Here is a 14,741-nt window from a genome sequence, read left to right as displayed (position 1 = left end):
GCATTATGGCATCCAGGCCTGGGCTGCACGAAGGCTGCAATCCGTCTTTCCCTGCCGCGCCCCCTATGCCAAGCTCCGCGCATGACGCAGAATCTGACCACCCCCGATGGCACCCCCGCCAGCCGCTTTGCCTTTGGCTGCATGCAGTTCGGCGGCCGCGCCGATGAGGCGCAATCGGCCCGGATGTACGCCGCCTGCCGCACCGCTGGCATCAACCACTTTGACACCGCTTGGATCTATACGGATGGCCGCTCGGAGGAGATCCTGGGCCGCCTGATCCGGGAGGAGCGCGAGCAGCTGCTGATCGCCACCAAGGCCGGCTATACCGGCGGTGCCGGCGCCGCGAACATCCGCACTCAGTTTGACGAAAGCCGCCGCCGGCTGGGGCTGGACATGGTCGATGTGCTCTACCTGCACCGGTTTGATCCGCATACCGGCCTGCGCGAAACCATGGACTGTTTTGCGGCCCTCAAAGACGAAGGGCTGATCCGCTATGCGGCGCTGTCGAACTTTGCTGCCTGGCAGGTGATGAAGGCGCAGATGGCGGGCCTTGCCTCGGGCACCGCCGTGGACATCCTGCAGCCGATGTATTCGCTGGTGAAGCGCCAGGCTGAAGTGGAAATCCTGCCGATGTGCGCTGATCAGGGCATCACCGCCGTCCCCTATTCCCCGCTGGGCGGCGGGCTGCTGACCGGCAAATACGCCACCGGCGGCAGCGGCCGCATTACCGAGGACAAAGGCTACCGCACCCGCTACGGTCAGGCCTTCATGCATGAAGCCGCCCAAGCCCTGACCGCTCTGGCAGCGGATCATGGAACCGATCCCGCCACTCTGGCCGTTGCCTGGGCCGCAGCGCATCCCAGCCGCCCTGTGCCGATCATCTCTGCCCGCACTGTCCAGCAGCTGCAGCCCTCGCTGGCGGCGCTGGATTTTGCTATGGACCCGGACCTTTACCAAGCAATTGAAGCACTCAGCCCCCGGCCCGCACCCGCGACCGACCGGCTGGAAGAACAGGATTAGACCCATGCAGGATTTCATCGTCATCGGCGGCGGCATGGCCGGCACCAGCGCCGCCGCCCGGCTTGCAGACCTTGGCAGCGTTACCCTGCTGGAGATGGAGGACGCGCTTGGCTACCATTCCTCGGGCCGCTCCGCTGCTTTGTTCGAGGAAAACTACGGCCACGGCCCCACCATCGACCTGAACCGCGCCAGCGCCGCCTATTTGCGCGACGGCGGCTACCTGTCACCGCGCGGGCTGATGCTGGTGGGGACCAAGGAGGATGCCGAGGGCTTTGCCCGCGACGTGGATGAGCTGCAGATGGCTACGCTGGAGTTGGACGAGGCCCGCGCCATGATCCCTATCCTGAACCCCGATACCGTCGGCTTTGCCGCCGTCAGCGGTGCGGCCGAGGATATCGACACCGACCGGATGCTGCAGGATTTCGCCAAAACCTTGCGCGCCGCCGGCGGGCAGATCGTGACCAAGGCGCCGGTGACCGCCATCACCCGCTCTGCGTCAGGCTGGGGGGTCACTGCCGGCGGCCAGACCTATCAGGCCCGCAAGCTGGTCAACGCGGCGGGCGCCTGGGCGGATCAGGTTGCGGCACTGGCGGGTGTGAAAACCATCGGCCTGCAGCCCAAACGCCGCTCGATGGCGCGGCTGCCTGCGCCGGGCGGGCATGACGTCAGCGGCTGGCCGATGATGATCGGTGTCGGTGAAACCTGGTACGCCAAACCCGACGCGGGCAAGCTGTTGGTCTCCCCCGCCGATACCGACCCGGTGGATCCGCATGACGCCTATGCCGACGACATGGTGCTGGCCGAGGGACTGGCGCGCTACGAGGAAATGGTGACCGAGCCGGTGACGCGGGTCGAAAGCAACTTTGCCGGGCTGCGCAGTTTTGTGGCCGACGGCACCCTGGTGCTGGGCCCGGACCCGGAGCAGCCGGATTTCATCTGGTGTGCGGCCCAGGGCGGCTATGGCATCATGACCGCCCCCTCCGCCTCGCAGCTGATTGCCGATCTGACGGCAGGCCGCACGCCGGCACTGGATGCGTCCGCCGTCGCGGCCCTGTCGCCTGCAAGGCTGCGCTGATGCCGGTGCGCTCTGTTCCCGGATCAGCCTCGGTCGCGGCACCAGAGGATGGCAAGCTGTTCGCCCCCGCCGCCGCCCGCAACAGCGATGTGCTGTGCGATCTGCTGGCCGGGATTGCCCCGGCACAGGGCCGCGCACTGGAGCTGGCCAGCGGCACCGGCCAGCATATTGCGGCCTATGCCGCCCGCCTGCCCGGCCTGATGTGGCAGCCCAGCGAAGCGGAGGCGGCCCGGCTTGCCAGTATCCGGGCCTATGCCGATGAAGCGGGCCTGGCGAACATCGCCCCGCCCGTGCCGCTGGATGCAACCGCCCCAGGCTGGGGTGCAAAGCACCCCGGCCAGACCCTGATTGTGCTGGTGAACCTGTTGCATCTGATCAGCGAAGATGAAGCAAAAACCCTCATCGCTGAGGCCGCCGCCGCCCTCGCCCCCGGCGGACGCTTTGTGATCTACGGACCCTTCCTGCGCGGCGGCGGGCTGACCAGCGAAGGCGACCGGACCTTTCACGCCAGCCTCACCGCCCACGACCCGCAGATCGGCTACAAGGACGATTTCGACACCATCGGCTGGCTGCACAGCAACGGGCTGGAGCTGCTGCATGCGGTCGAGATGCCCGCCAACAACCTTGCGCTGATTGCGGAAAAACCACGCCTCTGATCTGGATCAATGCTGCCCGCCCCTGCGGCCCATACACCTTCGTAAATTGGAATGTATTATTGAGGGACAGGCAGATGGACTGGCACGGCAAACTGAATGAGACCCGCAAGGGGCTGCGCAATCTGAACGACGCCATCCCCGAAGCCGCGCAGGCCTTCGGCGCACTCGGCAAAGCTGTGAAAAAGGGCGGCGTGCTGGAGTTCAAGCAAAAGGAATTTGTGGCCCTTGGCATCGCGGTGGCCCTGCGCTGCGAGGATTGCATCGGTTTGCATGTGGAGGCGCTGGTCAAGTCGGGGGCAAGCCGGGCGGAAGTCGGCGACGTGCTGGCGATGTCGATCCAGATGGGCGGCGGACCGGCAATGATGTATGCGGCCAAGGCGATGGACTGTTTCGATCAGCTGACCCGCTGAATTCCAACGCGGAATTCAACCCGGAGGCCACCTGTTTTCCGGCGGAAGTTCCGCGCCGGAATTTTGAGTGCGCACCTCCCGCAGTCCCTGCAGGACCTGGCGGATCTGCTCCAGCGCCGGGTTGTCCGGCAGGTACAGCACCTTGCAGCTCAGTTGGATTGGCGGCGCGCCCTCGACCCTGTGGATCTGCCCGGCCGCCAGCGCCCCCGCCGCCATATAGGCAGGAAAATACCCCATGCCGCCCCGCTTCATCAGATAGCGCAAGCCCATCGGGGCGTTACCCAGCACAATATGCTGGCGGCTGCGCTGCGGCAGCACTTGCTGCACCTGCGCCGCATATTCGCTGCCGAACTCCAGGTTGATGAACAGGGGCAATGCGTCCCGGCCCAGCCGCAACTGCTGGTCCGACACCAGAACCAGCTCCTCCGGCGGCAGCTCCTCTACCCCTAGTCTTGTGCCTGCGGGAACCTCGTTCACAATTGCCAGATCCAGCAGCCTGCGCGCCACCGCTTCGCCCATGTTGAGACCGTGATCATAGTTCAGCGTGAACGGCACGGTGCCCTGTGCCTGCTCCAGCCAGACGGCCACATCGACCAGCAGAGGATCCCAAACCGACAGCTGCGCCCCCAGCCGCAGCGAGACCCGTCCCGCCAGGCTTTCCCGCAAATCGCCGGAAACAAACTCCCAGGTCCGCATCATCTGCTCGGCATAGGGCAGAAACTGCCGGCCCGCCGCAGACAGCCGGGTGCCGCCCGGCCCGCGTTCAAACAGGCTGGCGCTCAGCGCCTCCTCCAGCGCCTTGATGCGGGCGCTGACCGCGGTCTGGGTGATATGCAGCCGCCGCGCCGCAGCGTGAAAACTGCCGGCGGCCTCAATAGCCAGAAAAGTCTCAAAAGCGTTGATCTGCATGATGATCAATATTTCTGCTCGGATCGAGCAAATCAATTCGTTTTCCTGCTCAGATACGTTTCGCTAGGCTGAAACCATATCAACCAAAGGACCCGCGACATGCTGGACAAAAGCCACAAGCCAACCTGGACCAGTTTCGAAGACGCCACGCCCGAAGACTGGGCCGCAGTGGAGAAATACGAGGAGGCCTATAACGCCGCCCTGCCCGACCGGATCCTGGACGCGATCCGCTCACTGGACGAGGACTGGACCCCTTACCCGGTGAACCGTTACCAGCACTCGCTGCAGGCGGCGACCCGCGCGCATGAAGACGGCGCCGATGACGAAATCATCGTGGCGGCACTGGTGCATGACACCGGCGATATCCTGTCGCCCTATAACCATGGCGAACTGTCAGCGGCGATGATGAAGCCCTATGTCAGCGAGAAAACCTATTGGATCCTCAAACATCACTGCGTGTTTCAGGGGTTTTACTACAACCATCATTTCGGCGGCGACCGCAACGCCCGCGACAAATACCGTGACAGCCCCCATTGGGAGGACTGCAGGTATTTCTGCGAAAAATACGACCAATGCGCCTTTGATCCGGCGTATCCGACCAAGCCGCTGGAGTTCTTCGAGCCGATCCTGCGCCGGGTTTTGTCGCGCGGCTGGGGCCATATGGAGCTGGCCGAGACCGCCGGCGGCTGACCGCGGCGGCCCAGCGCCGCGCCCGGCGCGCCGCCACGGGGGCCAGGCAGGCCGCGCCGCAGGCGCGGCCTGCCTGGCCCAACGGGAACCTTCGGATTTCATATCCGAACGGTGACGGGCGGGAGAGCAATATCTGCGGCCAATCGGAAAGGCGTCCAGCACAGGTTCCATAGCCGGATCCGGATTGGGCGCCGGTTCAGGATTTTGGCAGGCGGGCCGTCAGGAAATCCACAAAAGCACGTGTTTTCGGCTCCAGCTGGCGCCGCTCCGCATAGACCGCGCTGACCGGCGTGCCTGCGGGAAGAGAAACAAATTCTGCGAGCAAGGGAACAAGACTGCCATTATCCAATTGCTCCCGGACTGCCCACTCGGGCATCATCACGACCCCGCATCCGGACACCGCCAGCGCCTTCAGAAACGCCAGCCCGTTGGCTTGAACCGGACCGCTGACCGGAACATCGCATGGGCCGTCCGGCGTATCAAACCGCCAGAACGAGGGGCCGGCGGATGTGCGGAACGACAGGCACTGATGCCCTGCCAGATCCGAAGGGTGCGCCGGTGTGCCCTGCGCCTTGAGATAAGCCGGGCTGGCATAGAGCTGCGAGTGGCTATCGAACAACTTACGGGCGACCAGGCTGGAATCCTTCAGCTGCCCCATGCGGATTGCAAGGTCGATCCGGCCTTCCACCAAATCCGCAATGGGAGAGGAAAACAGCAGCTTCACCTTCACCTCCGGATGCCCGCGCAGAAACTCGGGCAGCAGCGGTGAAATCAGGGCCACCGCCAGATCCGGCTCAACCGTTACCGTCAGCACCCCGGCCGGTGCGCCCGTCATACGCGCGATCCCGCTGCGGGCAGCGTCCAGCTCCTCGGCAGCGCGTTTCGCATGGCGGTAATACAGTTCGCCAGCCTCAGACAAGCTCTGCTTCCTGGTTGTGCGCTGAAAAAGCCGCGCCCCCAATGCACTCTCAAGCTGCTGGATCTGGCGCGCCACCGACGACGGCGCCACACCCAGAACGCGAGCTGCTGCCGAGAAGCTGCCCTCCTCGACCACGCAGACAAACAGAGAGATGCTGGCGCCCTGAATCATTTGTGCAATTTGCGCACAAGTGCTTTGCGATTCAATCCATTTTTGCGGGTTGGTTCCGCCCTCATATTGCACCCGTCCAAGACAGTCATTCCCTCAGACAGGAGACATGAGATGACCAAACTGCTGTTTATCAAGGCATCGCCCCGCGGCGATGATTCAAAGTCTACCGCGGTGGCCAACGCCTATCTTGCTAAGCTGCAGGCGCAGGACGCCCAGCTCGAGGTGGACGTTCTGGATCTGTCCGCCGAAACCCTGCCGGACTTTGATGGCGACAAGGTTGCCGCCAAGATGAACATCATCACCGGCCAGGACCAGGATGCATCCCAGCGGACTGCCTGGGACGAGATTACCACCATGGCTCATCGCTTCATCAGCGCCGACATCTACCTGATCGCCTCTCCGATGTGGAACGGCAGCATCCCCTACAAGTTCAAGCAGTACATCGACCTGGTGCACCAGCCCGGCCTGCTGTGGGGTCTTGACCCGGAAAAAGGCTACTTCGGCCTGCTGGAAGGCAAAAAGGCCGTGCTGGCCCTGACCAGCGGAGCCTACGGCCCGAACATGCCTTCGCCCGCCTTCGGCGTGGACCACCAGTCTGCCTACCTGAAGTTCTGGCTGAACCAGGCCGGTGTGGAGAACATCGAAGAAATCCGTTTCCAGCCCACGCTGCTGACGGCAGATCCGGAGGCCGGCTTCCAGGCCGCGGTCGCTGAAGCGGAAAAACTGGCGTCCTAACGACCGCAGGGGCAGACAGGCCGCGCTTGGCTGGCCGCCACCCCCAGAAAAAAAGCCCCGGCGCAATCGCCGGGGCATCCTTGTCTCACCGCTCTGGCCTTAGCCGTTCTGGCGGATGGTCTCGTTCTTCGGGTCATAGGGGCTGTCGCAGGTCACAACCGCGTCCCACAGCTTGTCCTGGATCTTGACCTTCAGCTTGGTGCCTTCCACCGCCATCTCGGGCTTTACATAGCCCATGCCGATGGATTTCTCGAAGGCCACCGAATAGCCGCCCGAGGTCAGACGGCCCACACGGGTGCCATCCTCGGCGTACAGCGCCTCGCGGCCCCAGGGATCGGCGTCTTCGGGTCCGTCGATCAGCAGGGTGCAGCATTTCACGCGCACACCGGTCTCGACCAGTTTCTCCTTGCCGTGGAAGTCCTTCTCCAGGTCGATAAAGCGCGGCAGGTCGGCTTCCAGCGGGGTCGCATCGCGGCCCAGTTCGTTGCCAAAGGCGCGATAGGATTTCTCCTGGCGCAGCCAGTTCTGGGCGCGCGCACCCACCAGTTTCATACCGTGCTTCTCACCGGCCTTTTCCAGCAGATCGAACAGGTAGTTCTGCATCTCCATCGGGTGGTGCAGTTCCCAGCCGAGTTCACCTGTATACGCCACACGGATCGCATTGACCGGGCACATGCCCAGTTCGATCTGACGGGCCGACAGCCACGGGAAACGCTTGTTGGACAGCGCGGTTTCCGGATCGGCGTCGTTGATGATCTCTTTCAGCACGTCGCGCGATTTCGGACCGGCAATGGCAAACACGCCCCACTGGGTGGTCACGTCCTGCAGCTCGATACGGCCGAACTCAGCTTCCTTGTCCGCGATCGCCTTCTTCAGGAAGTCGGCGTCGTATTCGGTCCAGGCGCCTGCGGACACCAGGTAATACTCGTCGTCCTTCAGGCGGACGATGGTGTACTCAGTCCGGGTGGTGCCAAGAACGGTCAGCGCATAGGTCAGGTTGATGCGGCCGACCTTGGGCAGTTTGTTGCAGGTGAACCAGTCCAGGAACTGAGTGGCACCGGGGCCTTTGACGATATGCTTGGTGAACGCGGTTGCGTCGACCAGGCCAACACCTTCGCGGATCGCCTTGGCTTCGTCCACGGCATGCTGCCACCAGCCGCCGCGGCGGAAGGAGCGGGCATCGTGGTCGAAGTTCTCAGGCGCATCGACAGGGCCGAAGTAGTTCGGGCGTTCCCAGCCGTTGACCCAGCCGAACTGTGCGCCGCGGGCCTTCTGACGGTCATAGGCCGGTGCGGTGCGCAGCGGGCGGGCTGCCGGGCGCTCTTCGTCCGGGTGGTGCAGGATATAGACGTGCTCATAGCACTCTTCGTTCTTGCGGGCCGCGAACTCGGTGGTCATCCAGTTGGAGGAATAGCGTTTGGGGTCGAGCGACGCCATGTCGATCTCGGCTTCGCCGTCCACCATCATCTGCGCCAGATAGTAGCCGGTGCCGCCAGCGGCGGTGATGCCGAAGGAGAAACCTTCCGCCAGCCACATGTTGCGCAGGCCCGGTGCCGGGCCAACCAGCGGGTTGCCGTCGGGGGTGTAGCAGATCGGACCGTTGAAGTCGTCCTTGAGGCCGGATTCGGCGCAAGAGGGCACACGTTCCGCCATCGCCATGTACTGATCGGCAATCCGGTCCAGCTCCAGCGGGAACAGGTCGGCGCGGAAGCTGTCCGGCACACCGTGTTCGAATCGTGCAGGCGCGCCGCGCTCATAGATCCCCAGGATCCAGCCGCCGCGCTCTTCGCGGGCATAGGATTCATTGTCGGCGTCGCGCACCACGGGATGCTCGGGGTTGCCAGCTTCGCGCCATTTGACCAGCTCGGGGTCCTTGTCCATGACGATGAAGGTGTGCTCGACCGGGATCGCGGGCATCTTGATGCCCAGCATTTTGGCGGTGCGCTGCGCGTGGTTGCCGGATGCGGTCACGACATGCTCGGCGGTGATCACCACCTTCTCGTCGGACTCGACCAGGTTGCCGCCCTTCTCCACCATCTTGGTGCAGGTGACTTCCCAGTGGGTGCCGGTCCAGTGGAATTCATCAGCCTGCAGCTTACGAACGATCTCAACACCGCGCTGACGGGCGCCCTTGGCCATCGCCTGGGTCACGTCCGCAGGGTTAATATAGCCGTCTTCGGTGTGGTAGATCGCCCCCTTCAGGTCGGAGGTTTCGATCAGCGGCCAGCGGGCCTTGATCTCATCCGGGGTCAGCCATTCATAGGGCACATCGCAGGTTTCCGCGATGGAGGCATAGAGCATGTATTCGTCCATGCGCTCCTGGGTCTGCGCCATGCGCAGGTTGCCGACCACGGCGAAACCTGCGTTCAGGCCGGTTTCCTCTTCCAGGGTCTTGTAGAAATCGACCGAGTACTTGTGGATGTGGGTGGTCGCATAGGACATGTTGAACAGCGGCAGAAGGCCGGCTGCGTGCCAGGTCGAGCCGGAGGTCAGCTCGTCACGCTCGATCAGCATGACGTCTTCCCAGCCGGCCTTGGCCAGGTGATAGGCAATCGAGGTGCCAACGGCGCCGCCGCCAACAACAAGCGCTTTGACTTGGGTTTTCATTCTCCGGCTCTCCAGCTTTGTGAGATTCTTGCCTGCGGTTATGCCCAAGCCGCGCAATCGGCGCAAAATCAGGCCGACGCAAAAACAGCCAAAACCGACCTTGCGCGCCACAGCATACAGGATTTTGATGGAAGGCCTGCCGGAAATGGCGTTTTTCTACGCAGCAAAAAGCGGGCCGGCGCCCCCTGTGGTTCCTTGATCAGGCTGGTTTAGGGCTGTCAGCAGTCCGCAACATTGCCGCGACGGATACAGACGGGCTGCGGCGCGTTCTCGTTGTTCTGTGCATCTGCAACCTGCTGACCGCCCGAGAGCAGGCTCTTGCCATAGCCCGCCGCCTCGCTCCAAATCGACTGGCCGTCCCCGGCGGCAGCAAGCCCGGCGAGGCTGGTTGCCTCCTTGGCGGCACGGGCGCGGGTAAAGCGGTCCTGCAGAATGGTGCTGTAGTCGGTGGCGCTGAGATCCCCCCAATTCAGCCCCGCGGCACGGGTCTGGATGTAGTAATCATAGCCAATCACCGCCTGGGTGCTGAACACCAGAATGCCCATTGCCTTTTTCAGTCCCATACCGTTCTCCGGTTTTGCGAAACGCTCCGGCTTCATCCCAATTCAGGACCCGGCGCAGAATTGCGGCAGCTTTCCGGCATTTCAGGGAAGAATGCAGTGCAATTTCCGCTGCCCGGCCAGGACCCTGCCCTGCCGGTTGCTGCCGCATTCTGCCGGTGCTGATCCTTGGATGCTGTCTGATGCTTTGATCGTCAGCAGTAAGGAATGGCGGCGCCGCCATGGAGGCGGAGGCGGGACGGGAGGTTCCTCCCGCACGCTGAAACTTGACTCTGCGTGCCCTTGCCAAAGGGCCCTGTTCCAAAATGCCGGGGGTGTCAGGCCCGGCGGTGACCGCGATCAAGGGGAATCATGACAGAGCGGGCTTAAGATACGCTGAGGCAGGCGTGCGCCGGGGGCGCAACGTCCTGGCGCTGCATCCCGTTGCCCCCGCTGCGGAGTGAGTATTTGAGAAAAGATGAAGCGACCGGCTTGTGCTTCACCTTTTTCCAAATACTCAAATCCTCCGCTGGCCCAGTGCGGACGGCTGGCGGGCGTCTGCGGATCACATCTCCAGGATCTTGCCCGGATTCATGATGTTCTCCGGGTCCAGTGCGGCCTTGACCGCGGCCATGTAACGGGTTGTCTTGCCCAGTTCCTTCTCCAGATAGGGCCGTTTGCCTTGGCCGATGCCGTGTTCGCCGGTGCAGGTGCCGTCCATCGAGATCGCCAGATCGTTGAGCCAGCCGACAAAATCATCCGCCTTCTGCCGCTCGATCCCGCTGTCCATATCAATCAGCAGCAGCGCGTGAAAATTGCCGTCGCCCACATGGCCGACAATCGGCGCCATCAGCCCCATGCCCTCGGCTTTGTCCCGCGCGGCGCCGACGCATTCGGCAAGGCGCGAGATCGGCACGCAGACGTCGGTGGAAATTCCTTTGGCGCCGGGGCGCAGCTGCAGGCTGGCCCAATACATATCATGGCGCGCCTGCCAAAGCTTGTTGCGCTCCTCCGCCGTTGAGGTTGCCGCGAAATCAAAGCCGCTGAATTCCTCGGCGATGGAGGCAAACATGTCCGACTGTTCCACCACGCCCGCGTCCGAACCGTGGAATTCCAGCAAGAGCAGCGGAGTTTCCGGCAGGTCGAGGCTGGAATAGGCGTTGGCGGCGCGCACGCTAAGCGCATCCAGCAGTTCGATGCGGGCAACGGGGATGCCGTATTGGATGGTCATCATCACCGCGCGGCAGGCGTCGTCCACGGTGCGGAAGGAGCAGCGGGCGGAGCGGATCGCCTCGGGGATGCCCTGCAGTTTCAGCGTCAGCTCGGTGATCAGGCCCAGGGTGCCCTCGGAGCCGACCAGCAGGCTAGTCATGTCATACCCTGCCGAGGATTTCCTGGCCCGCTGCGCCGTGCGGATCACGCCGCCGTCGGCCATCACCGCCTCAAGCGCCAGCACGTTGTCCTTCATGGTGCCATAACGCACCGCATTGGTGCCCGAGGCCCGCGTTGCCGCCATCCCGCCCAAGGAAGCATTGGCGCCGGGATCGATCGGGAAAAACAGACCCTGATCGCGCAGATAGGTGTTGAGCTGTTCACGGGTGACGCCGGGCTGCACCACCACGTCGAGGTCTTCGGCATGGACGGCGATAATCCTGTCCATCCGCATCATGTCGATGCAGATACCGCCGGCGGGGGCGTTCACATGCCCTTCCAGAGAGGTGCCGGTGCCGAAGGGAATGACCGGCACGCCGTATTCGGCGCAGACCTTGATAATCTCGGAAACTTCTTCCGCAGAGGTGGGGAAGACCACTGCATCGGGGGGCTGGTTGGTGATCCAGGTAGTGGTGTGGCCGTGCTGATCGCGGATGGCCTGGCCGGTTTGCAACTGATCGCCGAACCGCTGTTTCAGCGTCTCGACAGCGGCGGCGATCCCGGCCTCGTTGCGGGGCAATGAGATAGCTTGCACCATGATGGGTCTCCTCGGGGTCAGGGCACAGAGCCCGGAACTTCACCTGTTAACCTAAGCCCCGAACTTGCAGTTCAGCAATACCCAGAACCCCGTAGCGCTGATGCCGCCCGGCATGGCGGTCGGGCCATAACGGGCTAACCGCCCAGCGCAATCCCTTCCCGTCTCGGGTCCGCAGCTCCCCTCAGCCCCTCGCCGATTTCAATTGCGTGCAGGCCGGAGGTCAGATCGCGGATATTGACCTCATACCCCATGTCTGTCAGCGCCTGCTCCAACCCCTCGGCGCTGGTGCCTGCCTCCAGATCATAGGTGCCGAACCGGTTGACCAGATGCGGCAGCGCCAGCGCCGCTTGGATGTTCATCCCCCAATCGGCCCATGCCACGATGGATTTCGCCACATAGCCGATGATCCGGCTGCCGCCGGGGGAGCCGATGGCCAGAACCGGTTTGCCGTCCTTCAGCACAATGGTCGGCGCCATCGAGGAGCGCGGACGCTTGCCCGGTTCCAGCCGGTTGGCGATAGGCACGCCGTCCGCATGGGTGCGGAAGGAGAAATCCGTCAGCTCATTATTCAACAGGAACCCGCCCGCCATCAGCCGCGAGCCAAAGGCGTTTTCTATCGTCGTGGTCATCGACAGCACGTTACCGTACTGGTCCACAATCGAAATATGCGAGGTCGAGGGCAGCTCGATCGACTCGTCATCCGCCAGCAGCAGCGCATGGTCGAACTCGGGTGTGCCCGGCGCCGCCTCGGGCAGCGCATCACCGCTTTGCAGCAGCTCTGCCCGGCTGGCGAGGTAATCCGCTGCCACCAGCCCATGCGTCGGCACCGGCACAAAATCACTGTCCGCCATGTAACGGCCCCGGTCGGCGAAGGCGAGCCGCGAAGCATCGCCGATCAGCCGCCAGGCCTCGGCACTGTCTGCGCCCAGTTCTGCCAGATCATACTGCCCAAGCATTCCGAGGATCTGCCCCACCGTCAGCGCGCCTGAGGACGGCGGCCCCATACCGCAAGCCTCAAAATCGCGGTAGGCCGCACAGACCGCCGGACGTTCCTTGACCTGATAAAGCGCAAGATCGGTGGCAGACAGCACGCCGGGATTGCCCTCAGCCGTGGTCACGGCACGCACGATCCCCGCCGCGATAGGGCCGGAATAAAACGCCCCTGCCCCGTCCTGTGCCAGCGCCCGCAAGGTGGCGGCATAGTCCGGATTCAGCAGCATAGCGCCTTCGGCAATGGGTGCGCCGTCCGGCAGGAAGTATTCCGCGGTAGCTGGGAACCGTGCAAGCCGCTCTGCATCATCTGCCACCAGCCCTGCCAGGCGCGGGGAGACGGAAAAACCTTCCTCGGCCAGCTGGATCGCCGGTTCAAACAGCGACGGCCAGTTGGCCTGCCCCCAGCGCCGGTGCGCGGCCTCCAGCAGCGCAGGTGTGCCCGGCGTGCCGACAGACAGACCGCCGACCACCGCATCAAAGAATTCCAACGGCTCGCCGTTTTCATCCTGAAACAAGATTGGCGTGGCGGCCAGCGGCGCCGTCTCGCGCCCGTCCAGCGTGGTCAGCTCGCCCGCAGCAGCGTCATACCAGACCAGAAACGCGCCGCCGCCCAGGCCGGAAGATTGCGGCTCCACCAGTCCCAGCACGGTCTGCACCGCCACCATCGCATCTGCCGCGGTGCCGCCTGCGCGCAGCACGGCGGCACCGGCCTCCACTGCATGCGGATTGGCGGCAGCCACCATCCAGTTTTCGGCTTCTACGGGCTGGCCTGCGGATTTGGCCTCCATAGCGGCGGCGGCTTCCGCCGAGAGTGCCTCAAACGTGCCGGCGGTTGCCCCCTCAGGGGCCACGGCGTCGGCGGCCTCCTGCGCGGCCGCACTGCCGGCGCCGACGATACAGGCCAGAATCAAGTGTCTCATGGAAAAATCCTTTCTTAAATTCCGGCCCGGAGCGCGGGCAGTTACAGCATCGAGGGCACCACCTGATCCGGCGGCCGGTGGCCATCCTCGAAGGTCTTGATATTCAACAGCACCTTCTCGCCCATCTCGATCCGGCCCTCGATTGTGGCCGAGCCCATATGCGGCAGCAGCACAACATTGGGCAGCTCGCGCAGGCGCGGGTTGATGTCGGTGCCGTGTTCATAGACATCAAGGCCGGCACCGGCGATTTCATTCGAGCGCAGCATGCGGGTCAGGGCGTGTTCGTCGATCACTTCGCCGCGCGAGGTGTTCACGATCACCGCCGAGGGCTTCATCAGTTTCAGACGGCGTGCATTCATCAGGTGAAAGGTTGAAGGGGTAGACGGGCAGTTGATCGACAGCACATCCATCCGCGCCGCCATCTGATCGAGGCTTTCCCAATAGGTGGCCTCCAACGTCTCTTCGGTTTCGGGACGCAACCGGCGGCGGTTATGGTAATGGATCTGCATGCCAAAGGCCGCCGCGCGCTTGGCCACGGCCTGGCCGATCCGTCCCATGCCAAGGATGCCAAGACGGCGCCCTGCAATCCGCCCGCCCAACAGCGCTGTGGGCGCCCAGCCTTTCCAGTCGCCCTTCTGCATCACGGCGAGCCCCTCGGGCATGCGGCGCACCACTGCCATGATCAGCGCCATTGCCATGTCAGCAGTATCATCGGTCAGCACCCCGGGGGTGTTGGAGACCAGAATGCCGCGCTGACGGGCGGTGGACACATCAATATGGTCAACGCCCGCGCCGTAATTCGCAATCAGCCGCAGCCGCTCGCCCGCCTGCCCCAGGATCCCTGCATCAATGGTATCGGTGACCGTGGGCACCAGCACATCGGCATCCTTCACCGCCGCGGCCAGCTCGGCCCGGGACATCGGCGCGTCATCCTCGCGCAGGCGCACATTGAACAACTCGCTCAGCCGGGTTTCCACAGGCTCCGGCAACCGTCGCGTAACAACAACACTCAGTCGGTCTCTTGGCACTTGCGCTCTCCCTTGGGCTTTTCATTCCGCACGCCTCCATGGCATCGTGGCGCAGGACGCGGGCGGGCACAAGAACCCAAGCGCGACTCCCTTGCCGCAG

Annotated in this window: 13 protein-coding genes; 6 read left to right on the top strand and 7 right to left on the bottom strand. The window is 63.8% G+C overall.

The window, feature by feature from the left end:
- Positions 1–81: 81 nt before the first annotated feature.
- The 4 genes from K3555_RS04830 to K3555_RS04815 all read left to right on the top strand — a co-directional run bounded on the left by K3555_RS04830 (position 82) and on the right by K3555_RS04815 (position 3,161).
- Positions 82–1,020 (top strand): aldo/keto reductase, encoded by a 939-nt coding sequence (locus tag K3555_RS04830; protein WP_260007600.1) that lies wholly within the window; start codon positions 82–84, stop codon positions 1,018–1,020.
- Positions 1,021–1,024: 4 nt separating this feature from the next.
- Entirely contained in the window at positions 1,025–2,095 is a 1,071-nt protein-coding gene (locus K3555_RS04825) for an FAD-binding oxidoreductase (protein WP_259994412.1), read from the top strand.
- On the top strand, positions 2,095–2,751 hold the full coding sequence (locus K3555_RS04820) for a class I SAM-dependent methyltransferase (protein WP_260007599.1): 657 nt from the start codon (positions 2,095–2,097) through the stop codon (positions 2,749–2,751). The genes K3555_RS04825 and K3555_RS04820 overlap by 1 nt, the downstream gene beginning before the upstream one ends.
- Positions 2,752–2,825: 74 nt before the next feature.
- A complete protein-coding gene (locus K3555_RS04815; protein WP_260007598.1) occupies positions 2,826–3,161 on the top strand; it encodes a carboxymuconolactone decarboxylase family protein in 336 nt (111 codons plus the stop codon).
- 15 nt (positions 3,162–3,176) lie between these two features.
- On the opposite strand, the gene K3555_RS04810 is transcribed toward K3555_RS04815, so the two are convergent.
- Entirely contained in the window at positions 3,177–4,070 is an 894-nt protein-coding gene (locus K3555_RS04810; RefSeq protein ID WP_260007597.1) for a LysR family transcriptional regulator, read from the bottom strand.
- 99 nt (positions 4,071–4,169) lie between these two features.
- Here K3555_RS04810 and K3555_RS04805 point away from each other — a divergent pair, with 99 nt between their 5' ends.
- Positions 4,170–4,760: an HD domain-containing protein gene (locus tag K3555_RS04805; protein ID WP_260007596.1), complete on the top strand. Its 591-nt coding sequence runs from the start codon at positions 4,170–4,172 to the stop codon at positions 4,758–4,760.
- A gap of 196 nt (positions 4,761–4,956) precedes the next feature.
- Here K3555_RS04805 and K3555_RS04800 read toward each other — a convergent pair whose 3' ends face one another.
- Complete coding sequence (locus K3555_RS04800; RefSeq protein ID WP_260007595.1) at positions 4,957–5,850, bottom strand: LysR family transcriptional regulator; 894 nt, start codon at positions 5,848–5,850, stop codon at positions 4,957–4,959.
- Positions 5,851–5,961: 111 nt separating this feature from the next.
- Between K3555_RS04800 and K3555_RS04795 the strand changes: the two genes are divergently transcribed.
- Positions 5,962–6,585, top strand: a complete 624-nt coding sequence (locus tag K3555_RS04795; protein ID WP_260007594.1) for an FMN-dependent NADH-azoreductase — start codon at positions 5,962–5,964, stop codon at positions 6,583–6,585.
- 99 nt (positions 6,586–6,684) lie between these two features.
- Here K3555_RS04795 and K3555_RS04790 read toward each other — a convergent pair whose 3' ends face one another.
- The 5 genes from K3555_RS04790 to K3555_RS04770 form a co-directional block, all read right to left on the bottom strand.
- Positions 6,685–9,192: an FAD-dependent oxidoreductase gene (locus tag K3555_RS04790; RefSeq protein ID WP_260007593.1), complete on the bottom strand. Its 2,508-nt coding sequence runs from the start codon at positions 9,190–9,192 to the stop codon at positions 6,685–6,687.
- 218 nt (positions 9,193–9,410) lie between these two features.
- Positions 9,411–9,755: a hypothetical protein gene (locus K3555_RS04785; protein WP_260007592.1), complete on the bottom strand. Its 345-nt coding sequence runs from the start codon at positions 9,753–9,755 to the stop codon at positions 9,411–9,413.
- Between the two features lie 541 nt (positions 9,756–10,296).
- The gene (locus tag K3555_RS04780; protein WP_260007591.1) at positions 10,297–11,700 is read right to left on the bottom strand and encodes an FAD-binding oxidoreductase; all 1,404 of its coding nucleotides are present in this window, start codon (positions 11,698–11,700) and stop codon (positions 10,297–10,299) included.
- A 134-nt stretch (positions 11,701–11,834) separates the two neighbouring features.
- Positions 11,835–13,613 (bottom strand): gamma-glutamyltransferase, encoded by a 1,779-nt coding sequence (gene ggt, locus K3555_RS04775; protein WP_260007590.1) that lies wholly within the window; start codon positions 13,611–13,613, stop codon positions 11,835–11,837.
- A gap of 41 nt (positions 13,614–13,654) precedes the next feature.
- Positions 13,655–14,641 carry a D-glycerate dehydrogenase gene (locus K3555_RS04770; protein ID WP_259994430.1) on the bottom strand — a complete coding sequence of 329 codons (987 nt, stop codon included), beginning with the start codon at positions 14,639–14,641 and terminating at the stop codon, positions 13,655–13,657.
- Positions 14,642–14,741: the final 100 nt, after the last annotated feature.

Source organism: Leisingera sp. M527, from assembly GCF_025141525.1.
Taxonomy (GTDB): domain Bacteria; phylum Pseudomonadota; class Alphaproteobacteria; order Rhodobacterales; family Rhodobacteraceae; genus Leisingera.
Note: the sequence above shows the minus strand (reverse complement) of the source record. Positions and strands in the feature narration are given on the sequence as shown.

What these genes read in the sequence shown, in the direction of transcription:
- K3555_RS04830 (WP_260007600.1), top strand. Translation starts at nt 82, where the DNA reads ATGACGCAGAATCTGACCACCCCCGATGGCACCCCCGCCAGCCGCTTT.
- K3555_RS04825 (WP_259994412.1), top strand. Translation starts at nt 1,025, where the DNA reads ATGCAGGATTTCATCGTCATCGGCGGCGGCATGGCCGGCACCAGCGCC.
- K3555_RS04820 (WP_260007599.1), top strand. Translation starts at nt 2,095, where the DNA reads ATGCCGGTGCGCTCTGTTCCCGGATCAGCCTCGGTCGCGGCACCAGAG.
- K3555_RS04815 (WP_260007598.1), top strand. Translation starts at nt 2,826, where the DNA reads ATGGACTGGCACGGCAAACTGAATGAGACCCGCAAGGGGCTGCGCAAT.
- K3555_RS04810 (WP_260007597.1), bottom strand. Translation starts at nt 4,070, where the DNA reads ATGCAGATCAACGCTTTTGAGACTTTTCTGGCTATTGAGGCCGCCGGC.
- K3555_RS04805 (WP_260007596.1), top strand. Translation starts at nt 4,170, where the DNA reads ATGCTGGACAAAAGCCACAAGCCAACCTGGACCAGTTTCGAAGACGCC.
- K3555_RS04800 (WP_260007595.1), bottom strand. Translation starts at nt 5,850, where the DNA reads ATGATTCAGGGCGCCAGCATCTCTCTGTTTGTCTGCGTGGTCGAGGAG.
- K3555_RS04795 (WP_260007594.1), top strand. Translation starts at nt 5,962, where the DNA reads ATGACCAAACTGCTGTTTATCAAGGCATCGCCCCGCGGCGATGATTCA.
- K3555_RS04790 (WP_260007593.1), bottom strand. Translation starts at nt 9,192, where the DNA reads ATGAAAACCCAAGTCAAAGCGCTTGTTGTTGGCGGCGGCGCCGTTGGC.
- K3555_RS04785 (WP_260007592.1), bottom strand. Translation starts at nt 9,755, where the DNA reads ATGGGACTGAAAAAGGCAATGGGCATTCTGGTGTTCAGCACCCAGGCG.
- K3555_RS04780 (WP_260007591.1), bottom strand. Translation starts at nt 11,700, where the DNA reads ATGGTGCAAGCTATCTCATTGCCCCGCAACGAGGCCGGGATCGCCGCC.
- ggt (WP_260007590.1), bottom strand. Translation starts at nt 13,613, where the DNA reads ATGAGACACTTGATTCTGGCCTGTATCGTCGGCGCCGGCAGTGCGGCC.